The sequence below is a fragment of the Enhygromyxa salina genome (assembly GCF_002994615.1).
Taxonomy (GTDB): domain Bacteria; phylum Myxococcota_A; class Polyangia; order Nannocystales; family Nannocystaceae; genus Plesiocystis; species Plesiocystis salina_A.
Map to the genome: position 1 here is coordinate 1 of NZ_PVNK01000260.1, position 23,417 is coordinate 23,417.

Below are 23,417 nucleotides of genomic sequence, written 5' to 3' on the forward strand. Positions count from 1 at the left end.
TTTTCGCCGAGGGCGCGAAGCCAAAACGCCGCTGTACCGGGCGTACTGCAAGTTTTGGCGACAAAGCCCTCGGCGAAAAGGCCAAGCGAGGCGGCGCGAGGCATTGCACCCCGGGCTGCTAGGCCCGGGACGAGTCGAGCATGACGGCGTCGACCAGCTCGCGCCGTGAGCTGCTCGTCGTAGCCGAGCAGCTCGCTCGCGGGCCCGACGATCACCCGGCGGCCGTGGCGAGAGGCGACCAGCGCCGCGTGGTTGGTCGGCACGTAGATCGACAGCGCCCACGGCGTCTCGACCTCCGCGCAGGTCATGCGGTGGGCCTGGGTCGCGCCGATCCACAGGTTCCAGTCCTTGACCGAGACCCGCCGCGCGACGTGCTCCTCCTTGCGTGGATCGACGAGGTAGCTGACCTCGCCGCGGACGAGGCGGACCTTGCCCGTGGCCCGATCGCGCACGTAGATGCCCGACTCGGGATCGACCCCGATCGCGTTGATGATGACCGCGTCGTGATCGTTGCCGACGTGGGGCTCGCCGCTGTCGGGGTGCAGGACCTCGGCCTCGATTGTCCCCGCCGGGCAGCGCCCGGCGGAGCCATGCTAGCAGCCCGGGGTGCAATGCATCGTGTCGCCTCGCGCCGGAAAGCCCTCGGCGAAAAGGCCAAGCGAGGCGGCGCGAGGCATTGCACCCCGGGCTGCTAGCCATCGATTACAGGTTGTTAGGAGTCGCCCGCGGCAAGCTCGGTGTAGCTAGCGAAGCACCGGACCACGAACGGCGCGGAACATGACACGGCCACCGAGCAGACGCAACGAGCGGTGGGCGTCGGAGGCCGAGCGTCACGATAGCGGCCAGGGCCTGCGTGATACCCTCCGCTCATGTCTCGCCTTCGCTTGGTCGCCCTCGCCCTGTCTAGCCCCCTGATTTTGACGGCCTGCCCGGGCACCAACAACGCCGACAGCGGGTTTGGGACCTTCGCAACGCTCTCGTCGACCTCGGGCGGCGAGACCGCGGGGGACGGCGACGCAGACGGCGACGGCGACGGCGATCCGGCGGAGACCGGCGACACCGACTCGGGCGGCGCCAGCTGTGGCGACGGGGTCGTCGATAGCGGCGAAGAGTGCGACCTCGGGCCCGACAACGCCGAGACGGGCCAGTGCACGCCAAACTGCACGATCGCGACCTGCGGCGACGGCTTTGTCTACGAGGGCCTCGAAGAGTGCGACGACGGCAACAGCGACAACACCGACGCGTGCGTCGAGGGCTGCGTCGCCGCGACCTGCGGCGACGGCTTCGTCCAGACCGGCGTCGAAGACTGCGACGACGGCAACGACGACGAGACCGACGGCTGCAACACGATGTGCCTGCCCGGCACCTGCGGCGACGGGGTCGTGCAAGCGGGCGAGCAGTGCGACGACGGCAACCGCGACACGAGCGACGAGTGCCCGGCCTGCCAGCTCGCCTACTGCGGCGACGGCTACACCCAAGCCGGCGTCGAGCAGTGCGACGACGGCAACGAGATCGACACCGACGCCTGCCTCCCGGTCACCTGCGTGCCCGCGAGCTGCGGCGACGGCTTCCTCCACGAGGGCGTCGAGGGCTGCGACGACGGCAACCTCGACGACTCGGATCAGTGCCCCGGCAGCTGCCAGGACGCCTTCTGCGGCGACGGCTTCGTCCACGAGGGCTTCGAGACCTGCGACGACGGCAACAACGTCAGCGACGATGGCTGCGACGCCGAGTGCATCGCCGAGTGCGGCGACGACTGCTGGGGCGAGTTCGGCTGCTTCACGGACTCGGGCCGCTGCATCCGGTTCTCGTGCCGGGCCGGCGACGCCGGGCCCAACTGGTGCGACAGCTGCATGGGCTGGGAGGAGATCACCTACGATCAGTGGCTCAACCAGGGCTACTGCGAGGACGTGACCGCCAAGTACCGCGCCGACTACGGCTACGCGACCAGGTGTGGCGGCGTGGCCAGCTGCTGCGTCGACGAGGACAGCTGCGGCGGGGGGGACAACGCCTGGCACTTCTCCGACGGCAACAGCAACTACTACACCGGTCCGTGCCTCGGCTGTCAGGGCGTGGACAACTGCACCCATTGGAACAGCATCGACAACAGCAGCTACACGCGACTGAGCGTGTGTGAAAAGTTTCAATAGCAGTCTGCTGTCTGCAATCTACAATCCGCGTAGGAAACGCGGGGCGGCAGCGCCCACGCTCGACCTCACCATCGGTACCAATATTGATCCCGACTGCGCGGTCCGGCCAGCGTGCCAAGCCATACTACATGTCCAAAAGATCACCAACTGGCCAAAACTGACCAAAGTGGTCCCCTTAACCTCAGTGGCGCTTTTGTCCTCAGTGTGGATATTTGGAACATTCGCGGCAACCCCCGCGGCCTGACCCCTGGGCGGGCCACGCAGTATGCCTAATACCGGTGGCGCGATTACGCCCCTTTTACGCTTCCGCATTCGTCGCACTCCGCTTCTTCTCCCCTCAAAAAAATCGAGCTAGAAAAACTACACCATTGTCGATACCTTTTGAGCGATGACACATCGCGCTCTGTTGTTCCCGATCCTGACGGCGGCTTTGCTCTTCGGTACGACCACCGGTGAAGCACAGGCTGCACCTCCGTTCACGGCATTCGAGAGCGGACACGTGCGCCCCCTCGCCCTCTCGCCCGATGGCAAGCGTCTGTTCGTCGTCAACACCCCCGACAACCGACTCGAGATCTACAAGGTCACGGATAGCGGGCTCGAGCACCGGGCGTCGGTGCCCGTCGGGCTCGAGCCGGTCGCGGTCGCGGTTCGGTCAAACAACGAGGTCTGGGTCGTCAACCACCTGTCTGACAGCGTCAGCGTCGTCGCCGTCAGCGGCCTGGCCCCGCGGGTCAAGAAGACCCTCTACGTCGGCGACGAGCCCAACGACATCGTGTTCGCTGGCCCGGGCTCGTCGCGGGCCTTCATCAGCGCCGCGCACCGGGGCCAGAACGCGCCCTTCGATCCGCAGCTGACCACGCCGAGCGTCGGTCGAGCCGACGTCTGGGTGTTCGACGCGAACGACCTCGGCGCCGGACCGGGCGGCACGCCGCTGTCGATCGTCAACCTGTTTAGTGACGTACCACGAGCGCTGGCCGTGGGCCCCGACGGCGACACGGTCTACGCGGCCGCGTTGAACTCGGGCAACCAGACCGCGCTCGTGCCGCTCGCCCTGATCCCGGACACCGGTGAGGCCGACGGCGGCATCCCGCTGCCCAACGTCCACCACGGCGGGGCCCCCGAGCCCGACATGAGCCTGATCGTCAAGTACGACGGGAGCCACTGGGTCGACGAGCTCGGGCGAACCTGGGACGACAAGATCAAGTTCAACCTGCCCGACAAGGACGTGTTCGTGATCGACGCCAACGCGGCGACCCCCGAGCTGCTGCCCGGCGACGACGGCTTCTTCGCCCACGTCGGCACGACCTTGTTCAACATGGCCGTCAACCCGGTCAACGGGAAGGTCTACGTGACCAACACCGAGTCCCTCAACCACGTCCGCTTCGAGGGCCCCGGGATCTTCGCCGACACCACCGTCCGCGGCCACCTCGTCGACAACCGCATCACCGTGCTCGACGACGACGGCGTCCACCCGCGCCTGCTCAACCCCCACGTCGACTACAGCACCTGCTGCGCCCCGGTCCCCAACGCCGAGACCGAGCTCAGCGTGTCGCAGCCCCTCGGCATGGCGATCTCCTCCGACGGCGAGGTCCTCTACACCGCGGTGCTCGGCAACGACAAGGTCGCGATCTACTACACGGCCGAGCTCGAGGACGACATGTTCTACCCCGACGTCGCCGATCAGATCCCGGTCAGCGGCGGCGGCCCGACCGGCGTGGTCCTCGACGAGGCCCGCGACCGCCTCTACGTGATGACCCGCTTCGACAACGGGATCTCGATCGTCGACACCGATCTCCGGGAGGAGGTCGACCACCTCTCGATGCACAACCCCGAGCCGGCCTCGATCATCGCCGGGCGCCGCTTCCTCTACGACGCGGCCCTGACCTCGAGCCACGGCGATCAGTCCTGCGCCTCATGCCACATCTTCGGCGACAAGGACGATCTCGCCTGGGATCTCGGCGACCCCGACGGTGACATCAGCTCGACCCCGGCCAACGTCCTCGACAACCTCGGCGTCGGCCACAGCGACTATCACCCGATGAAGGGGCCGATGACGACCCAGAGCCTGCGCGGGCTCGACAACCACGGGCCGATGCACTGGCGCGGCGATCGCAACGGCAAGCACCTCGGCCCGCCCGCGCAGCCCAACGACGGCGCGTACAGCGAGGTGGCCGCGTTCAACACCTTCAACATCGCCTTCCCGGGCCTCGTCGGCCTCGACCAGGAGCTGCCCGTGGCGCAGATGCAGGCCTTCACCGACTTTGCGCTCCAGATCGTGTACCCGCCCAACCCGATCCGGGCCCTCGACAACTCACTCAACGCCGACCAGCAAGAGGGTGAAGACTTCTTCAACAACAACCTCACCTTCAACAACTTCGTCAACGACGTCGACTTCACCTGCGCGGACTGCCACGTGATCGACCCCGAGGGCAACGCGGAGTACGGCGTCGAGCGCCCGGGCTTCTTCGGCAGCGACGGCCAGCTCGTCCAGGCCGAGTTCTCACAGACCTTCAAGGTCCCGCACCTGCGCAACCTCTACACGAAGGTCGGCACCTTCGGCTATCCCGACAACGACGTCTTCTTCAACCAACCCAGCCTGCCCTTCTACGACCCCAGCCACCAAGGCGACCAGATCCGCTCGTTCGGCTTCACCCACGACGGCTCGAAGGACACGCCGATGCGCTTCTTCAACGCCTTCGCCCTGACCCCTGACGGGTTCCAGGACTTCGACAAGATGCGCAAGGTCGCCGAGTTCGTGTACGCGATGGACTCGAACCTCAAGCCGATCGTCGGCCAGCAGGTCACCCTCACCAAGAACAACCTCGGCGACGTCTGGTCGCGGATCGACCTGCTCGAGGCCCGCGCCGACGCGGGTGAGTGCGAGCTCATCGTCAAGACCCGGCTCGGCGCCGTCGAGTTCGGGCTCTATTACACGGACGGCGCGTACACGACGAGCTTCTCGGCGATCCCAGATCTCGGCGCCTTCCAGGTCCTGCTCCTCGCCCAGGCCTCGCCGCTGACCTTCACCTGCACCCCGCCGGGCTCCGGCCTCCGCCTCGGCGTCGACCGCGACGGCGACGGCTTCCGCGACGGTGACGAGCTGATCGCCCACAGCGATCCGGCCGACCCCTGGGACACGCCCTAAGAGGGGCTGTCGAGGACCTCGCAGGCGTCAGCTACTTTGCCATGGCCCCCGAAAGGGGGCTGGCTGTCCAGGACCCCCGCGGGCGTCGGGGGGCTGTCTTGGGCCCCCGCGGGCGCGCAGGGCTGGACGCTCGTGGGGGCTCTCAGGTTCGGACGATCTTCATGCGCTGGAGGACCAGCGCCTTGGCCAGGCCGTCTTGGAGCGTGCTGAGGGTGTGGAGGTTGGAGAGGTCAACCCCCAGCGCGACGATGGTTCGGGCGGTCTTCGGCGACATGCCGACGAGGAAGACCTCGGTGCCCAGGAGGCGGACCGCCCGAGCCAGGCGGATGATGAGCTGCGCCGCCGCGGTGTCGAACACCGGCACACCCGAGATGTCGATGATCGTCGCCCGAGTCTGCAGGCGCGCGATCTCGTGGAGGAGCTTCTCGGTCAGGAGCTCGGCTCGGAAGGTGTCGAAGGTCCCGACCAGGGGCACGACGAGAATCCCGCGGACGACCGGAGCGATCGGCGTCGAGGCCTGACGAATCATCTCGAGCAGGTCGGTCTTCTCTTCGAGAGCCGACTCGAGCTCGACCAGCTGCGACTCGAGGCGCTCGAGCTCGTGCTTGACCGCGCGCTCTTGGAGCTCGGTCTCGCGCTTGACGGTGAAACGCATCGTGCAGACGAGGACAAACTCGAAGAACCACTCCTCGACCGCCTCGCGCAGAGCCTCGCCTCCGTCCTCGGACCCGAGCGCGCTGCGGACCTCTTTGCGCAGGGTCTGGGCGAAGAAGCGGAGATCCGAGAAGGTCAGCCCGACCTCCGACAAGGTCTCGATCAGCCCCTGGACCACCTTGCGGATCGCCTTGCGCTGGCTCGCCTGGATGTCTGCAGCCAGGGCACCGAGCGTCGCCTCGACGTGACCGCGACACCTCTCCTCGCCGATACGCGAAAAGGCGCTGGTTACACGTCCGGTGAGGTGCTCGACGATGGCGTCGGCGAGCCCTTCTTGTACGCGTTCGAGCCCAGAGAACGGCATCGCGCGACGACTCTACCAGCTCACGTGATACGTACAAGCTGAATCGCCCTTGTCCATACAACCCTCGCCATGCTCGACCAGCGCTTGCTCGCCGTAGCGGGAGCATGACCCCTCGACGATCCCCATGTGGAGCGCACACGGAAACCTTGGCGTAAAAGTGAGCACGGCACCGTCTTCGCCTTCCAGCACGCAGGTGATCTCACCCACGCCTGCTCCGCGCGCGTTGAGCCGATAGGCGTGGTCGAGGCTCATCAGCAGCGTCTGGATGCCATCGATATTGGGCGGAAAGTCGGCGGCCTCGACCATCTTCCTGCCGACCTTCATGACCGCCACGCGACCGAGCTCGGCTTCAATCTTGTAGTATAGCGCGCTCGCCCAAGCGAAGTCGTACCAGCGTTCAGGATCGATCCGGTCGACGCCAACCGCGGCGAGCAGCTTGTTGACGACGCCCTTCGAGTGACCCAGGGCGAGGATGAACGAGTTGAGCGCGGCGCCGTTGTACTCCCTCTTATCCACTCAAAAAACTCCCAGTGAAATACTAGTACGTGATCCGTCGCCAAGTGTCCATACAATCCCGAGATCCACAATCATCCGCGCGCTCTCGGGTGACACCCCGACCACGACCACCTCGACCAGCCGGCTCATCAGCTGCGCGGTTGCGGTATCGACCACCGGGATCCCCGCGCGGGTTTGAGCGCGGGCGATTTCGTGGCGCAACTTCGCAGCCGTGGAGCGAGATCGCCCAGGCGCGGTCGCACCAGGTGTCGGGCTCGATCTGAGCGAACTCCGCATCGCGCAGAAGCCTGTCGAGGATGGCCTCGCACACGATCCGAAGATCAGGCCCTAAACCGCGACCTATGCGCCCTGGCGCGTTCTCGATCACTTATTTCTTCCGCGACAAATTGTAGTAGACTGCGTTCTGCAGCCTCTCTCGGGATGGGCTGACGAACTCGCCATGCGACTAGCCGAGGACAGCGATGACGAGCTCGTCGTACCAATCCGGCGAGAGTCGGATCTGAACCACGCTCGCATGATCGCCCGCGAGACCTGCAAGCTGGTCGAGATCCGCGGCTATCAGGCCCAAAAGATCGTCACCGCGGTCAGCGAGCTGGCCCGCAACATCGCACGCTACACGGGCGGCGGCCGGATCCGATTTCGCGTCGACACCTTGACCGAGTCGATCATCGTGGTCGCCGAGGACGACGGCCCCGGGATCACCAACCTCGACGAGATCCTCTCCGGCGGCTACCGCAGCCGGACCGGGCTCGGTCGCGGGTTGCTCGGCTCGCGCGAGCTCGCCGACCGTTTCGACATCCAGACCGCGCCCGCCGGCACCACCGTCCGGGTCGCCTTCGACTACGGCGGCAGGGGGAGCAGGGGGAGCGGGAGCCGCAAGAGCCGCGGGGGCAGCAGCGGAGACCGCGACGCAGGACGAGGAAAAGCATGGACGACATCAACCAGGTGACCTGCATCCCCCTGTGGGACTGCCTGCTCGTGCCGCTCCACGGCGACGTCAGCGACGAACAGGCCGAGCACCTCGTGACCGAGGTCCTCGAGCGGATCAAGGCCGACGAGTGCTACGGCGTGCTCGTCGACCTGTCGGGCGTCTGGACCCTCGACAGTCACCTGTGCTCGGTCCTCGCCAACCTCGCGCTCGCGGCCCGAATGATGGGCGCCAACACCGTGCTCTCGGGCATCAAGCCCGAGATCGCCATGACCCTCGAGGCGATGGGCATCGAGCTCCCCGGGATCGAGACCGTGGCCACGCTCGAGGACGCCCTCGGCAAGATGGGCATCACGCGGAGTCGTCGCTCGCGTGACGCCGAAGACGACGAGTTCCTCCTCGGCACACCGCTCGGCCGAGGCCCGCGCGAGGATCAGCGGTGAGCAACGAGGTCGCGGCCCTGAAGGCCGAGAACCTGCGACTTCGAGCTGCCCTCGACGCCCTCGAGACCCGCGGCGCCCTCGTCCTCGAGGCGGCCAATGACGGTGTCTGGGACTGGGACCTACGCACCAAGGAGGCCGTGTACTCGTGCCGCTGGAGCCAGGTCCTCGGCTACGCGGACGACGAGATCGCCAACACGATCGCCGCGTACTTCGAGCTGATCCACCACCAAGATCGCGCCCGGGTCCAGGCCGCCGTCGACCTCCACCTCGAAACGCGCGAGCCCTACGCCGTCGACTTCCGCATGCGGACCAAGTCCGGGTCCTGGCTGGAGATCCAAGCCCGCGGCCAGGCGGTGTGGACCGAAGATGGCGAGCCCACCCGCATGGCCGGGGTCCACACCGACGTGACCGAGCGCCACCTCCGCGAGCGGGAGCGGCTGCGCAACGAAGAGCTCATTGCAATCCAGACCGACACGATCCGCGCGCTCGGCGTGCCGATCTTGCAGGTGTGGAAGGACATCTTGTGCCTGCCGATCATCGGCGCCGTCGACGAAGAGCGCGCGACCGGAATGACCAGCGCCCTGCTCGAGCGGGTCGCGGCGACGGCGGTTCGCTTCACCGTGCTCGATCTGACCGGGGCCGAATTTCGCGCCGACACGGCCCAGTACCTCGCCCGCATGACTCGCTCGCTGCGCTTGATCGGCGGCCAGGGAGTGCTGTGCGGGATCGGACCCCGGACCGCCAAGATCCTCGTCGACATGGACCTCGATTTCGACGACGTGCCGGTCTACCGCGACCTCGGCGACGCCCTGCGCGCCTGCCTCTCGCAGCTGTCCAACGCGTCATCACGCCAGTCGTGATCCTGACCGTGATACTGGGGCCGTGATACTGGGGCCGTGATGCTGGCGTCGTCCCCCGGCCTCCCCGCGCAGGCGAACTGAGCGAGCGCAATTGTTGCCCGACGGAACCGGTGGGCAACGCCACGAGCGGTGCTTCACTCTTGGGCGATGACCGCAACGGCACATCCCGGCACCGAGCGGTTGGCAGCGGACTCGAACCCCTGGCAGATCGCCGAAGATCCTCACCTCGACCGTCAGACCAAGCTTCACCGCCTGCGCGACCTCGAATACTTCGTCCGGCAGGTCGAAGTCGCGACCGAAGAGGGCATGCCAGGCGAGTCGACGCTGCCCTCGATCGACGAGGTGCTGGCCGCGCTGGCCCAGCTTCGACCGCACGCCGAAGCCGTCGAGACGCCGACCAAGCTGTGAGCCGACGGCGCCGAGCTCAGTACTGCACGGCGCCATCGAGCTCGCGCAGCATCTGCTCGGCCGTGAGGCCGTCGGCCGCGACGCCGTCGAAGTACTGCAGCAGCCCGACCTTCTCGTAGTAGGGCAAGATCCGCTCGCTCATCAGCCCGATCGCGCGCAGGTTGGGGACCAGGCGCGAGAACATGACCTGGCGAAACATCTTCATGCCCGGCGCATTGGAGATGAAGCGGCGCCAGTGCTCGCGGGTCATCAGGCCCTCGAACCACTCCTCGTAGACCTCGTAGACCATGAAGCGGTTGCGCATCAGCAGCGCGACCTCGAACGCCCAGTCTTCACGCTCCTGGCGCTCGCGCTCCGACAGCTCCTTGGTGATGTGCTCGCGCAGCGCGAGCACGCCGTAGTGGACGTGGCGGGCCTCGTCTTGGATGACCATCTCGAGCAGCGCGCGCAGCAGCGGCTCGCGAGTGACCTTGTAGATCACGCCGAAGGCCCCGAGCGCGAGGCCCTCGACCATGATCTGCATGCCGAGAAATTTCATGTCCCAGCGCGAGTCGGTCATCAGCGAGTCGATGATCACAAACAGGTTGTCGTTGATCTGATAGAGGCGGCCGAGCTTCTGATCGAGGTAACGGTTGAAGACCTCGACGTGGCGGCCCTCGTCCATGACCTGGGTCGCGCCGTAGAGCTTGCCGTCGAAGAACTGCACGGCCTCGGTCACCTGGCAGGCGGCGAACAGCGCGCCCTGCTCGCCGTGGAGGAACTGGCTGAGCAGCCAGCACACGAGCGAAAAGCGGAACTCGGCCAGCTCTTTGTTGGTGAAGGTCGTCCCGAGCTCGGCCGCGAGGGTGTGGGGATCGAGGAAGTCGTCGGGCAGGAGCGGGTTTTCGTAGTCGAAGGGATCGACGTCGGTGTTCCAGGCCAGCGAGTCGGAGTCCCATTGGCCCTGCTTGGCGCGGCGGTAGAGCTCGGCCATCTCGGGTTGATCGGCCGGGTAGGTCCAATCGAAGTGGGCCTCGTAGTTGCAGGAGATCTTGGTTGGCTCGCCCTGCTTGCCGCGCTGGAGCAACATCCCACGGACGCCCGAGGGCGCGAGCGAGCGCAGGACCTTGGGATCGCGGATCTCCATGAACACCGACAGCGCCTCGAAGTAGCTGTCGACCTGGCTGCGCATCCGGGTCGGCAACAGGTTGGTCAATCGCTCGCTGTCCAGCATCGTAGCCAGCGTGCCACGCCCCAGGCAGAGTGTCTAGTTGAACTAGACAGAGCCCCCCAACTCGCAATCAGAACCGCGCGAAAAAGGCGCGCGCCTTGGCCTGGTGATAGCGAACCAAGAAGCTGTTGATCAGCGGCAGCCCCCGGCGAAACAGCTCGACGACCTGGTCGGCCGGGAGCGTGGCCAGGCGCGGCGTCAGCTCGCGAAGCTCGCGCTCGAACAGCTCGTCGAGCGCGCCCACGTAGTTGGCCAAATCTTGGACGTCGAAGCCGAGCTCGCGGGTGAACCCGGCCTCGCGCAGGCCGGCCCACAGCTCGATGACCCACACGTCATCTTGGGGCACATGCAGGGCGCCGCGGATCTTGACGGTCCCGAGCAGGCCGAGGCCCTCGAGCGCCCGCAGCTCGCCGCGATCGAGGCCATGCTTGCGCAGGAGCGGGGCGATCGGGACCGTGCTGCCGGACTCGCGGCTGGCCGAGAGCACGTCGGCGACGCGCTCTTTGACCTCGACCAAGAGCGCGCGCTGCTCGGGGCTGAACTCCTCGTCCTCACCGTCGAGGACCGCCCGGATCGCATCGAGGGGCAAGAAGCGCTCGTTCTTGAGCTCGAGCACCAGGCGCAGGCGCTCGAGGTGCTCTTCGCCGTAGTAGGCCATGTTGGCCTTGGTCTTGTGCCCCTCGGGCATCAGGCCCTTGGCGATGTAGAAGTGGACGGTCTGGCGATCGAGGCCGGTGTGCTCGCACAGATCTTTCATGCGGTAGGGCCAGCGCTGACGGTCGACCGCGGGCTTGCGGGAGCTCGCGCGCGGCACCTCAGGCCTCCCCCCGCTCGCGCACGCGTACTCGACACGGGGCGCTGGGGCAGGCGACGCAGGCGAGGACCTGGCCGGCCTCGCGCTCGGTCGGGCCGAGGCAGTTGGGCTCGCGCATGATGACCTCGCCGCGCTCGAGCTCGACCTTGCACGCGGCGCAGCCCCCCATGGCGCATGAGTAGGGCATGTCGAGGCCCGCGGCGAGGCCGGCCTCGAGCAGGGTCTGGCCCGGTTGGACGACGACGCCGACCTCGCGCTGCGCGGTCACGATCGTGACCGCCTGCGGGGCGCGGACCTTGGCGGCGGCCTTGGCCTGGAGCTGCGGCGCCAGGAAGCTCTCGCTGTGGATCCGGGCCGCTGCGACCCCGCGGGCGCCGAGCAGCTCGCGGGCGCCGTCCATCATCGGGGTCGGGCCGCAGAGCAGAAACTCGCTGTCGGGGTCGGACGCGAGCGGGGTGTCGTCGAGCATGCCCGCGAGCGTCGGCCCCGTGCAGCGTCCGACGGCGCCCGACCAGCTCGGAGGCGGCTGCTCGAGCGCGTGGAGGACCGCCAGGCGCGGGCCGTGCTCGACGGCGAGCCGCGCCAGCGCGTCGGCGAAGATCACGTCGGCCTGGCTGCGGTTGGCGTAGATCAGGGCGAGCTCGCGTTGGGGCTCGCGCGTGAGCAGCGTGCGCAGCAGCGCCATCATCGGCGTGACCCCGCTGCCGCCCGCGATCAGGACGAGCTTGCGCGCGGGCTCGCGGGCGAACTCGCCGGAGGGGCCGAGCGCGCGCAGGCGCATGCCTGGAGCCGCGTGATCGTTGAGATAGGTGGACACGCGGCCATCGGGGACGCGCTTGATCGTGACGCTGAAGCGGTCGCGAATCGAGCAGTCGGAGCTGACCGAGTAGGCCCGGCGCAGGGTCTCGCCGTCGAGCTCGACGAGCAGCGTGAAGAACTGGCCGGGCCGGATCGGCGGCAACGAGGCGCCGCTGGGGTCGCGCAGGACCAGGCTCACCGCGTCGGCGGTCTCGCGGATGACCTCGCTGATCTCGAGCTCGCGGGTTGCGAGGCCGGCGGGGGCGCCCGCGTAGCGCGAGCCGTCGCGAGCCAGCCACGCGGGCGCTCGCTCGCCGCGGAGGTTGGCGAGGACGACACGCAGGTCCCGGCGGAGCTGGCCGACGCGGGGCTCGAGGACGCGGGGGACGAGCTTGAAGCGACGTCGGGGGGCGGTCGATTTGGCTGACGCGGCGGCCACGATCGACAGTGTGGCGTGGTTCCAGGGGAGTGTAAAGTTCTACTCTACACTGGACCCGCCCAGCCCACGCAACCCACGCAGCCCGCCCAGGCTCAGCATCTCGAGTTCACAAGCCGGGATCCCACGCTTTTTCACCCCAGAAGATGGCACACTTACCAAAAAAGGCCGCGTTACACTCTTCGCCAATTCCTGCAATTTGACCATTGAAGCTGGTTCCGTCATAGGGCTGAGCGAAGACGAAATTCAAGTAATAAGCTTTACCTTTTTCCAGGGCGCAAAAATTAGGAGCGTCACCATAAGCTGAATTCATGACGGCCTCACGGTTACTCAGGAGAACGTTATTCGCAACTATCACACCCACACATTGCGCTGTTGCCGGATTGAAGTCGCCCGGACACTCGCTCATGGAGAAGGTCGTTGCCCCCTGCTCGCCATAGCCTGGCGAGCTCGTGAACGAAAACTTAATGTCAAAGTCAGACTCAGGAACCTGAACATTGCTCAACACTATATATTGCTGTTCCGGGTCTATACTATTGATAATCTGCTTCGTGGTGTTGTCAGGGTGCAAAAACGGCCCGCCAAAACCGTTGACGCCGGGCATGGCCACCTGATTGCCACCGGCATAGGGGTGATCATACTGATAATTTTGCGCGACCAAATTGGGCGGCGACCACACATCGACTTGCGCACAGTCAACCTCGCCCCCACCGCGCTCCGCACACAGGCCATCGACACATTCGAGGTCACCGAGGCACTGCCCGCCGTTGCACTCACACCCGAGCTCCCCCGGGCTGCAGTCGTCCTCGACGCACACACCCTCGACACACTCGAAGTCACCGAGGCACAGCCCCGCGTTGCACTCACACCCGAGCTCCCCGGGGATGCAGCTCTGCACGCAAGTATTGTCGACGCACTCGAGGTCGCCGAGACACAGGCCGCCGTTGCATTCGCAGTTCAGCTCCCCCGGTATGCAGGCGGGGTCGCCGTCGCCGTCGCCGTCCCCCGAGCTCTCGCTGTCACTGTCGCTGTCGCCGACGCCCTCACCTTGCTCGGTGCCGCCAAACCCGCTCGAGGCGTCGCCCGTCTCGCCATCGTCGTGGCAGGCCAGGGCGAGCGGAAGCACAAGCAGTCGCATCGAGGGAGGCAGCTTCATGGCGACTCACCGTCGCACATGAGCTCCGGCCCGAGCAAGCGATGCTCCCTGGGCGAGCGAGCGCCCGGCGACGCTCAGCTACCCCTCCGACGCGCCGACCGGCTCGAGCCGACCGATCGCATACATCAGCTTGATGTCCGCGATGATCAGGTCAATCTTCGCGTTGATATTGCGCAAGGTCGCGTCGACCCGCTCGTACTCGGCGTCGAGGATATCCGTCGTGGTCGCGTCGCCGACCTGGTAGAGATCGACGGCCACCCGGTAGCCCTCGGCGGCCGACTCGTTGGCGCGCTCGATGTACTCGAGCTCGGCGAGCACGCTCTGGCGCTCGGCGTGGGCCGACGCGACCTCGATCGCGAGCCCGCGACGAAGCGCCTCGCGCTGGGCGTCGAGGCCGCGCTGGTTGGCCTCGAGCTCCTTGACCTTGGCCGAGGCGTTGATCGCTTCGTTCATGACGAAGGTCAGCGAGACGCCCGCGCTCCACGAGCCGTTGAAGACCGGCTCGAGCGGGAAGAAGCGCTGGTTGGGGTTGGCGTAGGTGGCCTCGGCGAAGCCGTCGAGCCGGGGGTAGTAGCCGGCCCGGGTGGTCTTGATCGCGTAGTCGAGCGACTCGGTGCTGGCCGCGAACGCGCGCATCTCGTAGCGCTGATCTTCACTCTCTTGGATCATCGTGGGCAGATCGTCGACGTCCGCGAGCGGGGCCTTGGCCGTGAACAGATCTTCGCCGATCTGGTAGCGCTCGAACTTGTCGTCGCCCATCTGAATCGCGAGGGCCTGCTCGGCGAGGATCTGAAAGTTCTCGGCCCGGATCGTGGCCGCGGTCAAGGTCGCGACCGCGGCGTCGAGGCGCATGACGTCGGCCTTGGACGCGACCCCGGCCTCGAACCCGGCCTCGGCGTCGAGCAGGCGGGCCTCGGTCCGCTCGAGCGACTCTTGCAGGGCGACCTTGCTCGCTACCGCCCGGACCCAGTCGTAGTAGGCCAGGCGCGCGTCTTTTTGGGTCGTCAGCTCCTCGGCCTTGGCGGCGTACTCGGCCGCGCGGATCTGGGCCTTGCCGGCTTTCTTGGCCGTCGGCAGCCGGGCGATGTAGTCGGAGATCGGCACGCCGAGCTGAGCCTGCAAGGTGATCCCGTTGAGCGGCGGATCCTCGATGTCGAACTCGAGGGGCACCGCGGCGACCGGCTCGCCCTCCTGATCGACGACACAATTGAGCAGCGGGATGTCTCCGCAGGGGCCGTAGCCGAGGATGCCCTCGTTCTGCGCGCCGACGATGAAGCCCTCGCCGCCGGTGTCGAAGTTGAGCTGCGCCTGCGAGAGGCGCACGTAGCTGGCGCTGGCCTCGACCCGCGGGATGAACTGATACAGGGTCTGGTCGAGCTGGGCCTCGGCGGCCTCGACCTCGGCCTGCTTGGCGGCGAGCATCGGCGAGCGGGCGACGCTGCGCTCGGCGACGTCTTTGGACGTCAGCCCGCCCGACACGGGCTGGAGCGCGGCGACGATCGGATCATCGAACTCGGCGACCTCGGGCGCGGGGCCCTCGACCGGGCCGGGGCCGTCGCTCGGGGGCGCAGCTGCGGGAGGCTCGGCGCTCGGCGGCGGGCTGACGGCCAGCGCGACCTGAGCCGGACCACCGGTCGGGGGCGCGGCCGAGGCCGGGCTCGCGCTCACACTCGAGGTCGCGACCGAGGTCGCAGAGGCGAGCAGGATCAGCAGTCCACGCGAACGATTCATCACAAGCTCCATAGTCTCCAGGGTGGTTGAAGTGCGAAGGGCAAGACCGGTGCCGGCTCCGGGCGCTCGAGCGCGGCCACGTTGAAGGCTCGGCGCGGATCGGCGCCGGAGCTTTGCCGCACCAGTTCGAGAGTCCGACACGATCAGGGTGCTCGGGTTGCGTCACGCCGTCGGCTCGCCCGACTCGTCCGACTCGGCCGACTCGGCCTCGACGCTGTGCCCGAACAGGCGCCAGACCCCCGAGAGCCGGGCCAGGATGCGCTCGGAGATCAGGTAGACCGCGGGGATCACGACCAGGGTCAGCAGCGTCGAGGTGATCATGCCGCCGATCACACACACGGCCATCGGCGCCCGCGTTGCCCCGCCCTCGGACAGCGCGAGGGCGATCGGCAGCATGCCGAAGATCGTCGCCGCCGCGGTCATGAAGATCGGCCGCAGGCGCACGCGCCCGGCCTTGACGAGGGCGTCCTCGAGGCTCAGGCCCTGCTTGCGCTCCTCGTTGGCGAAGTCGACGAGCAAGATCGCGGCCTTGGTGACCAGGCCCATCAACATGATCACGCCGATGAAGCTGAAGATGTTGAGGGTCATGCCCGAGACCCAGATGCCTCCGAACGCGCCGATGACCGACAGCGGCAGCGAGACCATGATGACCAGCGGCTGGCTCAGGCTGTCGAACTGCGCGGCGAGGATCATGTAGACGAGGATCCCCGCGAGCCCGAGGACGGCGAGCATCGCGGCGAACGACTCCTCCATCATCTCGGCGTTGCCGATCCAGCCCGTGTCGATCTCGGACGGCAGGATCTCGGCGGCCTTCTTCTCGATGATCTCTTTGGCCTCGGCCAGCGCCAGGCCGTCGAGATCGGCGAGCAGGACGATCTGCCGCTGGCGATCCTGACGCTCGATCTCGCTTGGCCCGGTCGTCTCGGTGATGTGGACGACGTTGGCGAGGTCGACGAGGGCCCCGGTCGAGGCCCGCAAGGTGATGCCGTCGAGGCTGCGCAGGGCGTCACGACGCTCGCGCGGCAGCTGGACGACGACGTCGTAGACGTCGCCGCCGTCCTTGAGCGTGCCGACCGGATCGGCGGACATCAGCGAGCGCAGGCTCCCGGCGATCTGCGCGACGGGCACGCCGAGATCGGCGGCTCGCTCGCGGTCGATCTCGATCGCAAGCTCGGGCTTGCCGCCCGTGTAGGTGGTGTCGACGTCGACGAAGCCCTCGATCTCGCGGATGTACTCGGCGAGCTCGTCGGCCGAGCGAGCGAGCTGGTCCATGTCGCCGCCGCGCAAGGTGAACTGGATCTGTTGCTGACGAAAGCCGTCGCCGCCGAAGGGGTCGATCATCTCGACCTTGACGGTGACGTCGCGCTCGGCGAGGTCGGCGAAGCGCTCGCGGGTCCAGGCCATGCCCCGGAGCTGGTCCCAGCCCCGGGCCCGCGGTCCGTCGAGCGCGACGTTGATCCGCGCCTGGCTGACCTGGGCCGAGCCTGCGCCGACGGTCGTGAAGGTGTCACGGACCCCGGGCAGGTTCTCGCGGATGTCCTTGGCCACGGCCTCGGCGATCTCGGTGGTCGCGTCGAGCGAGGTCCCGGTCGGCATCTCGATCGAGACCGCGAACTCCGAGCGATCTTCGGCGGGGATGAACTCGCCCGGCACCTGGCTGACGACGACGACCGAGAGCGCGAGGGTGCCGAGCGCGGCGAACACCGTGATCCACGGCCCGCGCAGGGCCTTGCGGACCAGCCAGGCGTAGGCGTTCTCGAACCCGCCAAAGGCCCGATCGAAGGCCCGCGCGAGGGCGAACTTCTCGTGCGGCTTGTCTTCGTGCTTGGTCATCCGCGCCGCGAGCATCGGCGTGAGCGTGAAGCTGACGAACATCGAGATCAGGACCGCGGCGCTGACGGTGATGCCGAACTCGAAGAAGAAGCGCCCGATCAAGCCCGACATGTACGCGACGGGCACGAACACGGCGACGATCGACAGGGTCGTGGCGATGACCGCGAACGAGATCTCGTTGGTCGCCTCGCGGGCCGCCTGCATCGGCGGCTTGCCCATCTGGCCATGGCGATGGATGTTTTCGATCACGACGATCGCGTCGTCGACGAGGATGCCGATCGACAGCGACATCGCCAACATCGTGATGTTGTTGAGCGTGAAGCCGAGCGCGTCCATGACCGCGAAGGTCCCGATCACCGAGGTCGGGATCGCCAGCGCCGAGATGAAGGTCGCGCGCCAGTCGTGGAGGAACACGAGGATGATCAGGACCGTCAGCCCGGCGCCGATCAGCAGATCCATCTGCACGTCCTCGATCGCGGTTCGAATGAAGGTCGAGTTGTCGTTGGGGATCGCGTAGGTGACCCCGAGATCGGTCAGGCGCGGCTCGAGCTCCTCGAGCTCCTCGCGCAGACGATCGGCGATCGCGATCGTGTTGGCCCCGGACTTCTTGCGCACGACCAGGGCCATGCCCGACTGGCCGTTGAGGGAGCTGCTCGAGCGCGCCTCCTCCATGTCGTCGAGGACCTCGGCGACGTCGCCGATCCGGACCGCGGCCCCGCCGAGCCCGCGGATCACGATCGCGCGGATCTCCTCGACGGAGTGGACCTCGCCCCGCGTGGTGACGGTGAACTCGCGCGCGCCCTGGGTCACGTGACCGGCCGGGAGATCGAGGCTCTGAGCCTGGAGCGCCTGGGCGACGTCGTCGACGGCGAGCCCGTAGCCGACGAGGTCTGCGGGATCGACCTCGATCCGGATCTCGCGCTCGCGCCCGCCGATGATGTCGATGCTGCCGACCCCGGGGATCTGCTGGAGGCGCTGCTTGACGACCTTGTCGGCGATCCGGGTCAGCTCGGCCGGCGACAGGTTCGAGGCCAGCGCGACCGAGGCGATCGGCGCCGAGCCCGTGTCAAAGCGCTGGACGACGGGCGGATCGATGCCCGGCGGCAGGTCACGCTCGATCGCCGAGATCTTGTCGCGGACCTCCTGCAGCGCGTCGCCCGACTCGACCTCGAGCTCGAACTCGACCACGACCATGGTCACGCCCTCGAGGTTGCGCGAGGTCATCCGCTTGATGCCCGAGATGCCCTGGATCGCCTCTTCGATCGGCTCGGCGACCTTGCTCTCCATCGTCAGCGGATCGGCGCCGGGATAGATCACCGTGGCCGTGACGACCGGGAAGTCGACCGCGGGATACAGATCCACGCCAAGGCGCGGGTAGGCGAACAGCCCGAACACGACCATGACCATGATCATCATGGCCGCGAAGATCGGGCGCTTGACCGAGACGTCGACGAGTTTCATGGCAGACTTCTTCGCTTCAGCCGGGCGTTGGCTTCGGGGCGATCATTGCCGTCGGGCTGACGGGGTCGGAGTCGGGCTCGGCCTCGGCGTCGGCCTCGGCCTCGGCCTTGGCCTCGGGCTCGGCTTCGGCCTCGGCCGCGTTCGGCTCGGGCGGGCGGTCGAGCTCGACCTCGACCGACATCCCGGACTTGATGCGCAGATCGGGGTTGTCGACGTCGATGATCAGCTCGATCGTCCGGGTCTGGGGATCGACGGCGTTGCCGATCCGCGTGATCGGGACCTCGAGGGTTCGATCGAGGGCCGGGAAGCTGACCGTGACCGGCGACCCGACGTCGAGCTCGCGCAGCTTGAGCTCGGGCACGCGGACCCGGACCTCGATCGTCGAGAGGTCGTCGATGACCAGCACGATCGTCGGCGGCATCATCGTCGCGACCTCGCCGACGTTCTTGTACTTGTGGGTGACGACCCCCGAGATCGGGCTCTCGACGGTCAGGTCGGCGGTGTGGGAGCGCGCGAGCGCGGTCGCGGCCCTGGCCTGCTTGACGCCGGCCTTGGCGGCCGCGACCTGGGCCTCGGCGCGCTCGAGGTTGGCGCTGCCAACGCTTCCGCGCTCGGCCAACTTGCGCGTGCGCTCGGTCTCGCGCTCGGCCTCGGCGAGCTGGAGCTCGGCGGCCGCGACCCCGGCCTGGGCCTGGCTGACCGCGAGCTTGACCGAGGAGCCCTCGATTCGAAACACCTGCTGACCAGCCTCGACCGTGTCGCCTTCTTCCACGGCGATGTTGGCGATGACGCCAGTCATGCCAGGCGCGAGCTCGACGTGGTGCTTGGCGCGGACGCTGCCAACCCAGCGGTGGCTGGCGGTCTCGTACGCGCCCTCCCCCGCCGCGGCCTTGGCCGGCGTCGGCATGTCCACGCGCTCCGGCGCGGCCTCACCGGTCGCGTCGGGCAGCCCGGAGTCGGCGTCTTGCTTGTCGCAACCGAGCAGCCCCACGCCAAGTGACAGGGCCAGCAACCAAGGGTTGGGTTTCATCGTGGTGTCGCTCCGTTCAAGAACATGTCCATGATCAGATCGCTCTGTTCGCGTAGACCGGGCTTGCAGCCGCCGAAGATCCACTGGGTGATCGCGCCGTGCATGAGCCCGCCAAAGACCCACGCGAGGGTCTCGGCCGGGTAGTCTTGGCGGATGCGATCGCCCGCCTCCGAGATCGAGGCGCTGAGCAAGGTCAAGAAGTGATGGTGGAACTGCTCGTCTTCGCAGTTGTTGGCGCGCCGGAAGTTCGTTGGGTCGCCCCCGAGCTGCATGTAGACCGTGAACAGCGCGCCGTGCTCCTCGAGGAAAGCGAACATCACGCGGACGATCTCAGCGAGTCGGGCCAGCGGATCTTCGACCGCGGCGAGCTGCTCGACCTCGAACACGAGCTGCGCGCGGCCGTTGTCGAGGATCGACTGGAAGATCTCTTCTTTACTCGAGAAGTAGTTGTAGAGCGTGCCCGTGGCGACGCCCGCCTCGGTCGCGATCTCGGACATCTTGGCCTCGTGAAAGCCGGTCTGCCCGAACAGCCGCATCGCGGCCTCGAGGATCGCCTCGCGGTAGGCGGCGCGGCTCTCCTCGCGGACGGATCGGCGCTCACGCTTGGGCTTGGAGGAACTGGCCATCGGGACTCCCGGGCTGCCGCTGTGGCAGCCGCAAGAAACAAGGTTCTCGGTGGCGATTCATGAGATGAATCTTGGTTCATGTCAAGGCACCAATCGGCAACATTTTTGATTTCCTCATAATTTCAACAACTTGAAGGCTCAACAGTGCTCATCTCTCAGGTCCCACGGGTACCCAATCAAAAAAATAGGTTCACCTAGATGAACCGGGGTTCACTGTCGACTTGGTAGGCTCCGGCCATGCACGGCAACGGCTTCGGCGGTCCGGCGGCGCCCACGTGAAGCTCGCGCTCCTGCAAGCGCTGGTCATCGCCATGGGTGGCCTGTCCGCCCTCGGCTCGCTGCTGATCGTCTTGTTGCTGCTCAACAGCAAGGCCGGCGTGCGGGCCTCGCTCGCCTACGTCCTCGGCTACTCGGGCTCCTACCTCACGATGGGCCTGACCACGGTCTGGCTCGGCCGCAGCCTGGTCGAGCTCGACGAGGCCAGCGGCCCCTCGCCCCTCGCTTCGGCGCTGTTCGTGGCCATGGGGCTGCTGCTGTGGTTCTTGGCCGCCAAGAAGTGGCTGACCCCGCCCGACCCCGACGCGCCGCCGCCCAAGCTCATGGAGGCCGTCGACACCCTGACCCCGGTCAAGGCCTTCGGCTTCGGCGTGGTCGTCACGCTGCTCAACGTCAAGAACCTCGCGATCTATTTTTCGGCCATCTCGGTCATCGCCGCGACGCCGATGACCCCGGCCGAGGCCGGGCTCTGCGTGGTCCTGACCGTGGTCGTGTTCTGCGCCGGGCTCTTGTGCCCGCTGCTGATCTACGCCCTCGTGCCCAAGCGCGCCGACGCGTGGCTCGAGAAGATGCGCAACTGGATCGAGGCCAACACCGACAAGGTCGCGCGCGTGATCTTGCCGCTCTTCGCCACGCTGTTCCTGATCAAGGGCGGCCGCGGGCTGTGGCTGGTGTACTTCGCCGCCGCGCCGAGCGCCGAGTTCGACGTCCAGGGCCACCGCGGCGACCGGGGCAAGGTCCCGCCGGGCAACACGATCCCCTCCTACGAGTCTGCGCTCGCGCTCGGCGTCGACACCCTCGAGGCCGACATGCAGATCACCCGCGACGGCGCGGTCGTCATGGGCCACGACGACGACCTGCGCGTGACCGGCTGCGCGTGGGCGGGATCGGGCGACGCATCCTCGCCGTTGATCTCCGAGCAGCTCGCGGCCGAGGTCTCGAGCTGGGACTGCCACCTCGAGCTCGAGGGCATCCAGCCGCCGCCGCCGCTCGCCGCGGCCCTCGACCTCGACCGCGAGGTCGCCCTCAACCTCGAGCTCAAGCGCCCGACCGAGGCCGACGCCGACGTCTACGTCCAGGCGCTGCTCGCCTATCAGGCGACTTGTGGCGGGTGCCTCGACGGGCGCCTGACCCTCCAGAGCTTCGAGTGGTCGGCGCTTCGCCACGCCCGGGACCGCTACGGCGAGGCGCTCGCCTTTCGCGCGGCGATCCTCGACAAGCAGGGCGACTTCGAGGCGATCGTCCATGCCCGGGAATTCGCCCAGATCTGGTCGCCCAAGCACGAGCTGGTCACCGCCGAGCTCGTCGAGCGCGTGCAGGGGCTCGACATGCAGGTGATCCCGTGGACCGTCAACGAGGAGGCCCGCATGCGCGAGCTGATCGAGCTGGGCGTCGACGGGATCATCACCGACTACCCCGACCTGCTCCTGCGCGTGCTCGAGCGCGACACGGACCGAAGCTCTCCCTGATCATCGTGTCGCCCGGCCTTCGCCTCGCCCTCGAAGGCGCGCTCCAGCGGAGCCCGAGCCTGCGCGCGCGGATCGTCGGCCGCGCGGGCGAGGACGTCGCCCAGGCCCGAGCCGCAGGTGAGGACTCGCAGGCGTTGGCCGTCATCGAGCAGCTGCTCGAGCGCGGCGGCTCGGGCTCTGCTGGATCTGGTAATCAGCCGCGCGCGCCGCTCGAAGATTGATACGCTTCACCATGCTCGCCATGTCCCGCACGACCCCGTGGTTCGCGAGCGTCGTCGCTTGCCTCTCGCTCGCCTGCGCGGTCGAACCAGGAGCCGCCGAGGAAGCCGCCGAGGAAGCCGCCGAGGAATCCTCCACCGAGAGCGGTGGTGGCCAAGGCGCGTGCGACGATGTCGACTCCCCGCATGTTCCGCCCCTCGCGGACCCCGACACCTGCGACAGCTACGTGATCCCGGACGGCCCTGTCTGGGGCCCAGGTGAGGTCGTGGTGGTGAATCAGACGGACGAAGCGATCTTCGTCTTGGATCAGAGCTCCGGCTGCCATCAGCCCGCGCGCCCGTTCTCCCTCGTCGGCGAGCACCAAGGCCGGACCCTCGAGCTCCCGCTCAGCGGCTGCGCCAGCGACTGGCCGGCCTGCCAGCTCTACATGGAACCGAGCGTGATCTGTCTCGGGTGCGACACCCTCTACCACCCGATCTACATCGAACCTGGGGGGCGCTGGCGCACGACCTGGGATCCCTGGGTCGCTATTGACCTCACTCTCCCGGCCGCGTGCAGCTCGTCGGGCGCGAGCGAAGCCTGCAGTGTGCCGATCGCACCGCCCCCGGGCGACTACCAGGCCCAGGCGGTCGCCGCCTACGCCTCCGAGTGCATGACGGTCGACTGCACCTGCGAGGTCGACGAGGAGGGCAGCTGCTCGCTCTTCGAGCTCCCCGACGTCGGCCCCAGCTTGACCGCTGACGCCGTGTGGACGGCCGGCTGCGGCCCCGTCGAGCTCGTGTTCGAGAATTGACCCTCGAACTCGTCGGCCACGAACCTCGACAGGCCGCCGGCTTGCTTGGCGCGCTCGCGGAGGTCACCCAAGTCTTCATCCTGGTAACACGGGAGTC

General features: G+C 67.5%; 20 protein-coding genes. 9 read left to right on the forward strand and 11 right to left on the reverse strand.

Annotated elements, in window-relative coordinates; translation table 11 throughout:
- The coding region (locus ENSA5_RS29670; RefSeq protein WP_146156247.1) for a hypothetical protein at positions 1 to 452 on the reverse strand (452 nt) is incomplete at its 3' end.
- Between the two features lie 417 nt (positions 453 to 869).
- Between ENSA5_RS29670 and ENSA5_RS29675 the strand changes: the two genes are divergently transcribed.
- Both ENSA5_RS29675 and ENSA5_RS29680 read left to right on the forward strand, forming a co-directional pair.
- Positions 870 to 2,150 (forward strand): DUF4215 domain-containing protein, encoded by a 1,281-nt coding sequence (locus ENSA5_RS29675; protein ID WP_106395085.1) that lies wholly within the window; start codon positions 870 to 872, stop codon positions 2,148 to 2,150.
- 388 nt (positions 2,151 to 2,538) lie between these two features.
- Positions 2,539 to 5,295 (forward strand): hypothetical protein, encoded by a 2,757-nt coding sequence (locus ENSA5_RS29680; RefSeq protein WP_181198288.1) that lies wholly within the window; start codon positions 2,539 to 2,541, stop codon positions 5,293 to 5,295.
- Between the two features lie 142 nt (positions 5,296 to 5,437).
- Here ENSA5_RS29680 and ENSA5_RS29685 read toward each other — a convergent pair whose 3' ends face one another.
- Positions 5,438 to 6,313, reverse strand: coding sequence for an STAS domain-containing protein (locus ENSA5_RS29685; protein WP_106395086.1), 876 nt, complete (start codon positions 6,311 to 6,313; stop codon positions 5,438 to 5,440).
- Between the two features lie 12 nt (positions 6,314 to 6,325).
- Complete coding sequence (locus tag ENSA5_RS29690) at positions 6,326 to 6,829, reverse strand: hypothetical protein (RefSeq protein ID WP_106395087.1); 504 nt, start codon at positions 6,827 to 6,829, stop codon at positions 6,326 to 6,328.
- A gap of 439 nt (positions 6,830 to 7,268) precedes the next feature.
- Between ENSA5_RS29690 and ENSA5_RS29695 the strand changes: the two genes are divergently transcribed.
- The 4 genes from ENSA5_RS29695 (at position 7,269) to ENSA5_RS29710 (ending at position 9,468) form a co-directional block, all read left to right on the forward strand.
- Positions 7,269 to 7,778, forward strand: a complete 510-nt coding sequence (locus ENSA5_RS29695; RefSeq protein WP_106395088.1) for an ATP-binding protein — start codon at positions 7,269 to 7,271, stop codon at positions 7,776 to 7,778.
- Positions 7,757 to 8,200 carry an STAS domain-containing protein gene (locus ENSA5_RS29700; RefSeq protein ID WP_106395089.1) on the forward strand — a complete coding sequence of 148 codons (444 nt, stop codon included), beginning with the start codon at positions 7,757 to 7,759 and terminating at the stop codon, positions 8,198 to 8,200. Before ENSA5_RS29695 ends, ENSA5_RS29700 begins: the two co-directional genes overlap by 22 nt.
- A complete protein-coding gene (locus tag ENSA5_RS29705) occupies positions 8,197 to 9,060 on the forward strand; it encodes a PAS domain-containing protein (RefSeq protein ID WP_106395090.1) in 864 nt (287 codons plus the stop codon). Before ENSA5_RS29700 ends, ENSA5_RS29705 begins: the two co-directional genes overlap by 4 nt.
- Positions 9,061 to 9,207: 147 nt before the next feature.
- Positions 9,208 to 9,468: a hypothetical protein gene (locus tag ENSA5_RS29710; protein ID WP_106395091.1), complete on the forward strand. Its 261-nt coding sequence runs from the start codon at positions 9,208 to 9,210 to the stop codon at positions 9,466 to 9,468.
- Between the two features lie 16 nt (positions 9,469 to 9,484).
- On the opposite strand, the gene ENSA5_RS29715 is transcribed toward ENSA5_RS29710, so the two are convergent.
- The 8 genes from ENSA5_RS29715 to ENSA5_RS29745 all read right to left on the reverse strand — a co-directional run bounded on the left by ENSA5_RS29715 (position 9,485) and on the right by ENSA5_RS29745 (position 20,563).
- Entirely contained in the window at positions 9,485 to 10,681 is a 1,197-nt protein-coding gene (locus ENSA5_RS29715; protein WP_258183052.1) for a ferritin-like domain-containing protein, read from the reverse strand.
- 67 nt (positions 10,682 to 10,748) lie between these two features.
- Entirely contained in the window at positions 10,749 to 11,492 is a 744-nt protein-coding gene (locus ENSA5_RS29720; RefSeq protein ID WP_106395092.1) for a MerR family transcriptional regulator, read from the reverse strand.
- 1 nt (position 11,493) lies between these two features.
- Positions 11,494 to 12,729 (reverse strand): ferredoxin--NADP reductase, encoded by a 1,236-nt coding sequence (locus tag ENSA5_RS29725; RefSeq protein ID WP_106395093.1) that lies wholly within the window; start codon positions 12,727 to 12,729, stop codon positions 11,494 to 11,496.
- A 106-nt stretch (positions 12,730 to 12,835) separates the two neighbouring features.
- Positions 12,836 to 13,882, reverse strand: a complete 1,047-nt coding sequence (locus tag ENSA5_RS36510) for a hypothetical protein (protein ID WP_181198289.1) — start codon at positions 13,880 to 13,882, stop codon at positions 12,836 to 12,838.
- A 78-nt stretch (positions 13,883 to 13,960) separates the two neighbouring features.
- Positions 13,961 to 15,613: a TolC family protein gene (locus ENSA5_RS29730; protein WP_181198290.1), complete on the reverse strand. Its 1,653-nt coding sequence runs from the start codon at positions 15,611 to 15,613 to the stop codon at positions 13,961 to 13,963.
- A 162-nt stretch (positions 15,614 to 15,775) separates the two neighbouring features.
- A complete protein-coding gene (locus ENSA5_RS29735; RefSeq protein WP_106395095.1) occupies positions 15,776 to 18,907 on the reverse strand; it encodes an efflux RND transporter permease subunit in 3,132 nt (1,043 codons plus the stop codon).
- Positions 18,908 to 18,923: 16 nt separating this feature from the next.
- Positions 18,924 to 19,937 carry an efflux RND transporter periplasmic adaptor subunit gene (locus tag ENSA5_RS29740; protein WP_106395096.1) on the reverse strand — a complete coding sequence of 338 codons (1,014 nt, stop codon included), beginning with the start codon at positions 19,935 to 19,937 and terminating at the stop codon, positions 18,924 to 18,926.
- The gene (locus tag ENSA5_RS29745; RefSeq protein WP_106395097.1) at positions 19,934 to 20,563 is read right to left on the reverse strand and encodes a TetR/AcrR family transcriptional regulator; all 630 of its coding nucleotides are present in this window, start codon (positions 20,561 to 20,563) and stop codon (positions 19,934 to 19,936) included. The genes ENSA5_RS29740 and ENSA5_RS29745 overlap by 4 nt, the downstream gene beginning before the upstream one ends.
- A gap of 275 nt (positions 20,564 to 20,838) precedes the next feature.
- Between ENSA5_RS29745 and ENSA5_RS29750 the strand changes: the two genes are divergently transcribed.
- The 3 genes from ENSA5_RS29750 to ENSA5_RS29760 are packed head-to-tail and all read left to right on the forward strand — an operon-like array spanning position 20,839 to position 23,320.
- A complete protein-coding gene (locus ENSA5_RS29750; RefSeq protein ID WP_106395098.1) occupies positions 20,839 to 22,308 on the forward strand; it encodes a GAP family protein in 1,470 nt (489 codons plus the stop codon).
- Positions 22,309 to 22,313: 5 nt separating this feature from the next.
- Positions 22,314 to 22,529 (forward strand): hypothetical protein, encoded by a 216-nt coding sequence (locus ENSA5_RS29755; protein WP_106395099.1) that lies wholly within the window; start codon positions 22,314 to 22,316, stop codon positions 22,527 to 22,529.
- A gap of 20 nt (positions 22,530 to 22,549) precedes the next feature.
- A complete protein-coding gene (locus tag ENSA5_RS29760; protein ID WP_146156251.1) occupies positions 22,550 to 23,320 on the forward strand; it encodes a hypothetical protein in 771 nt (256 codons plus the stop codon).
- The last annotated feature ends 97 nt before the right edge of the window (positions 23,321 to 23,417 follow it).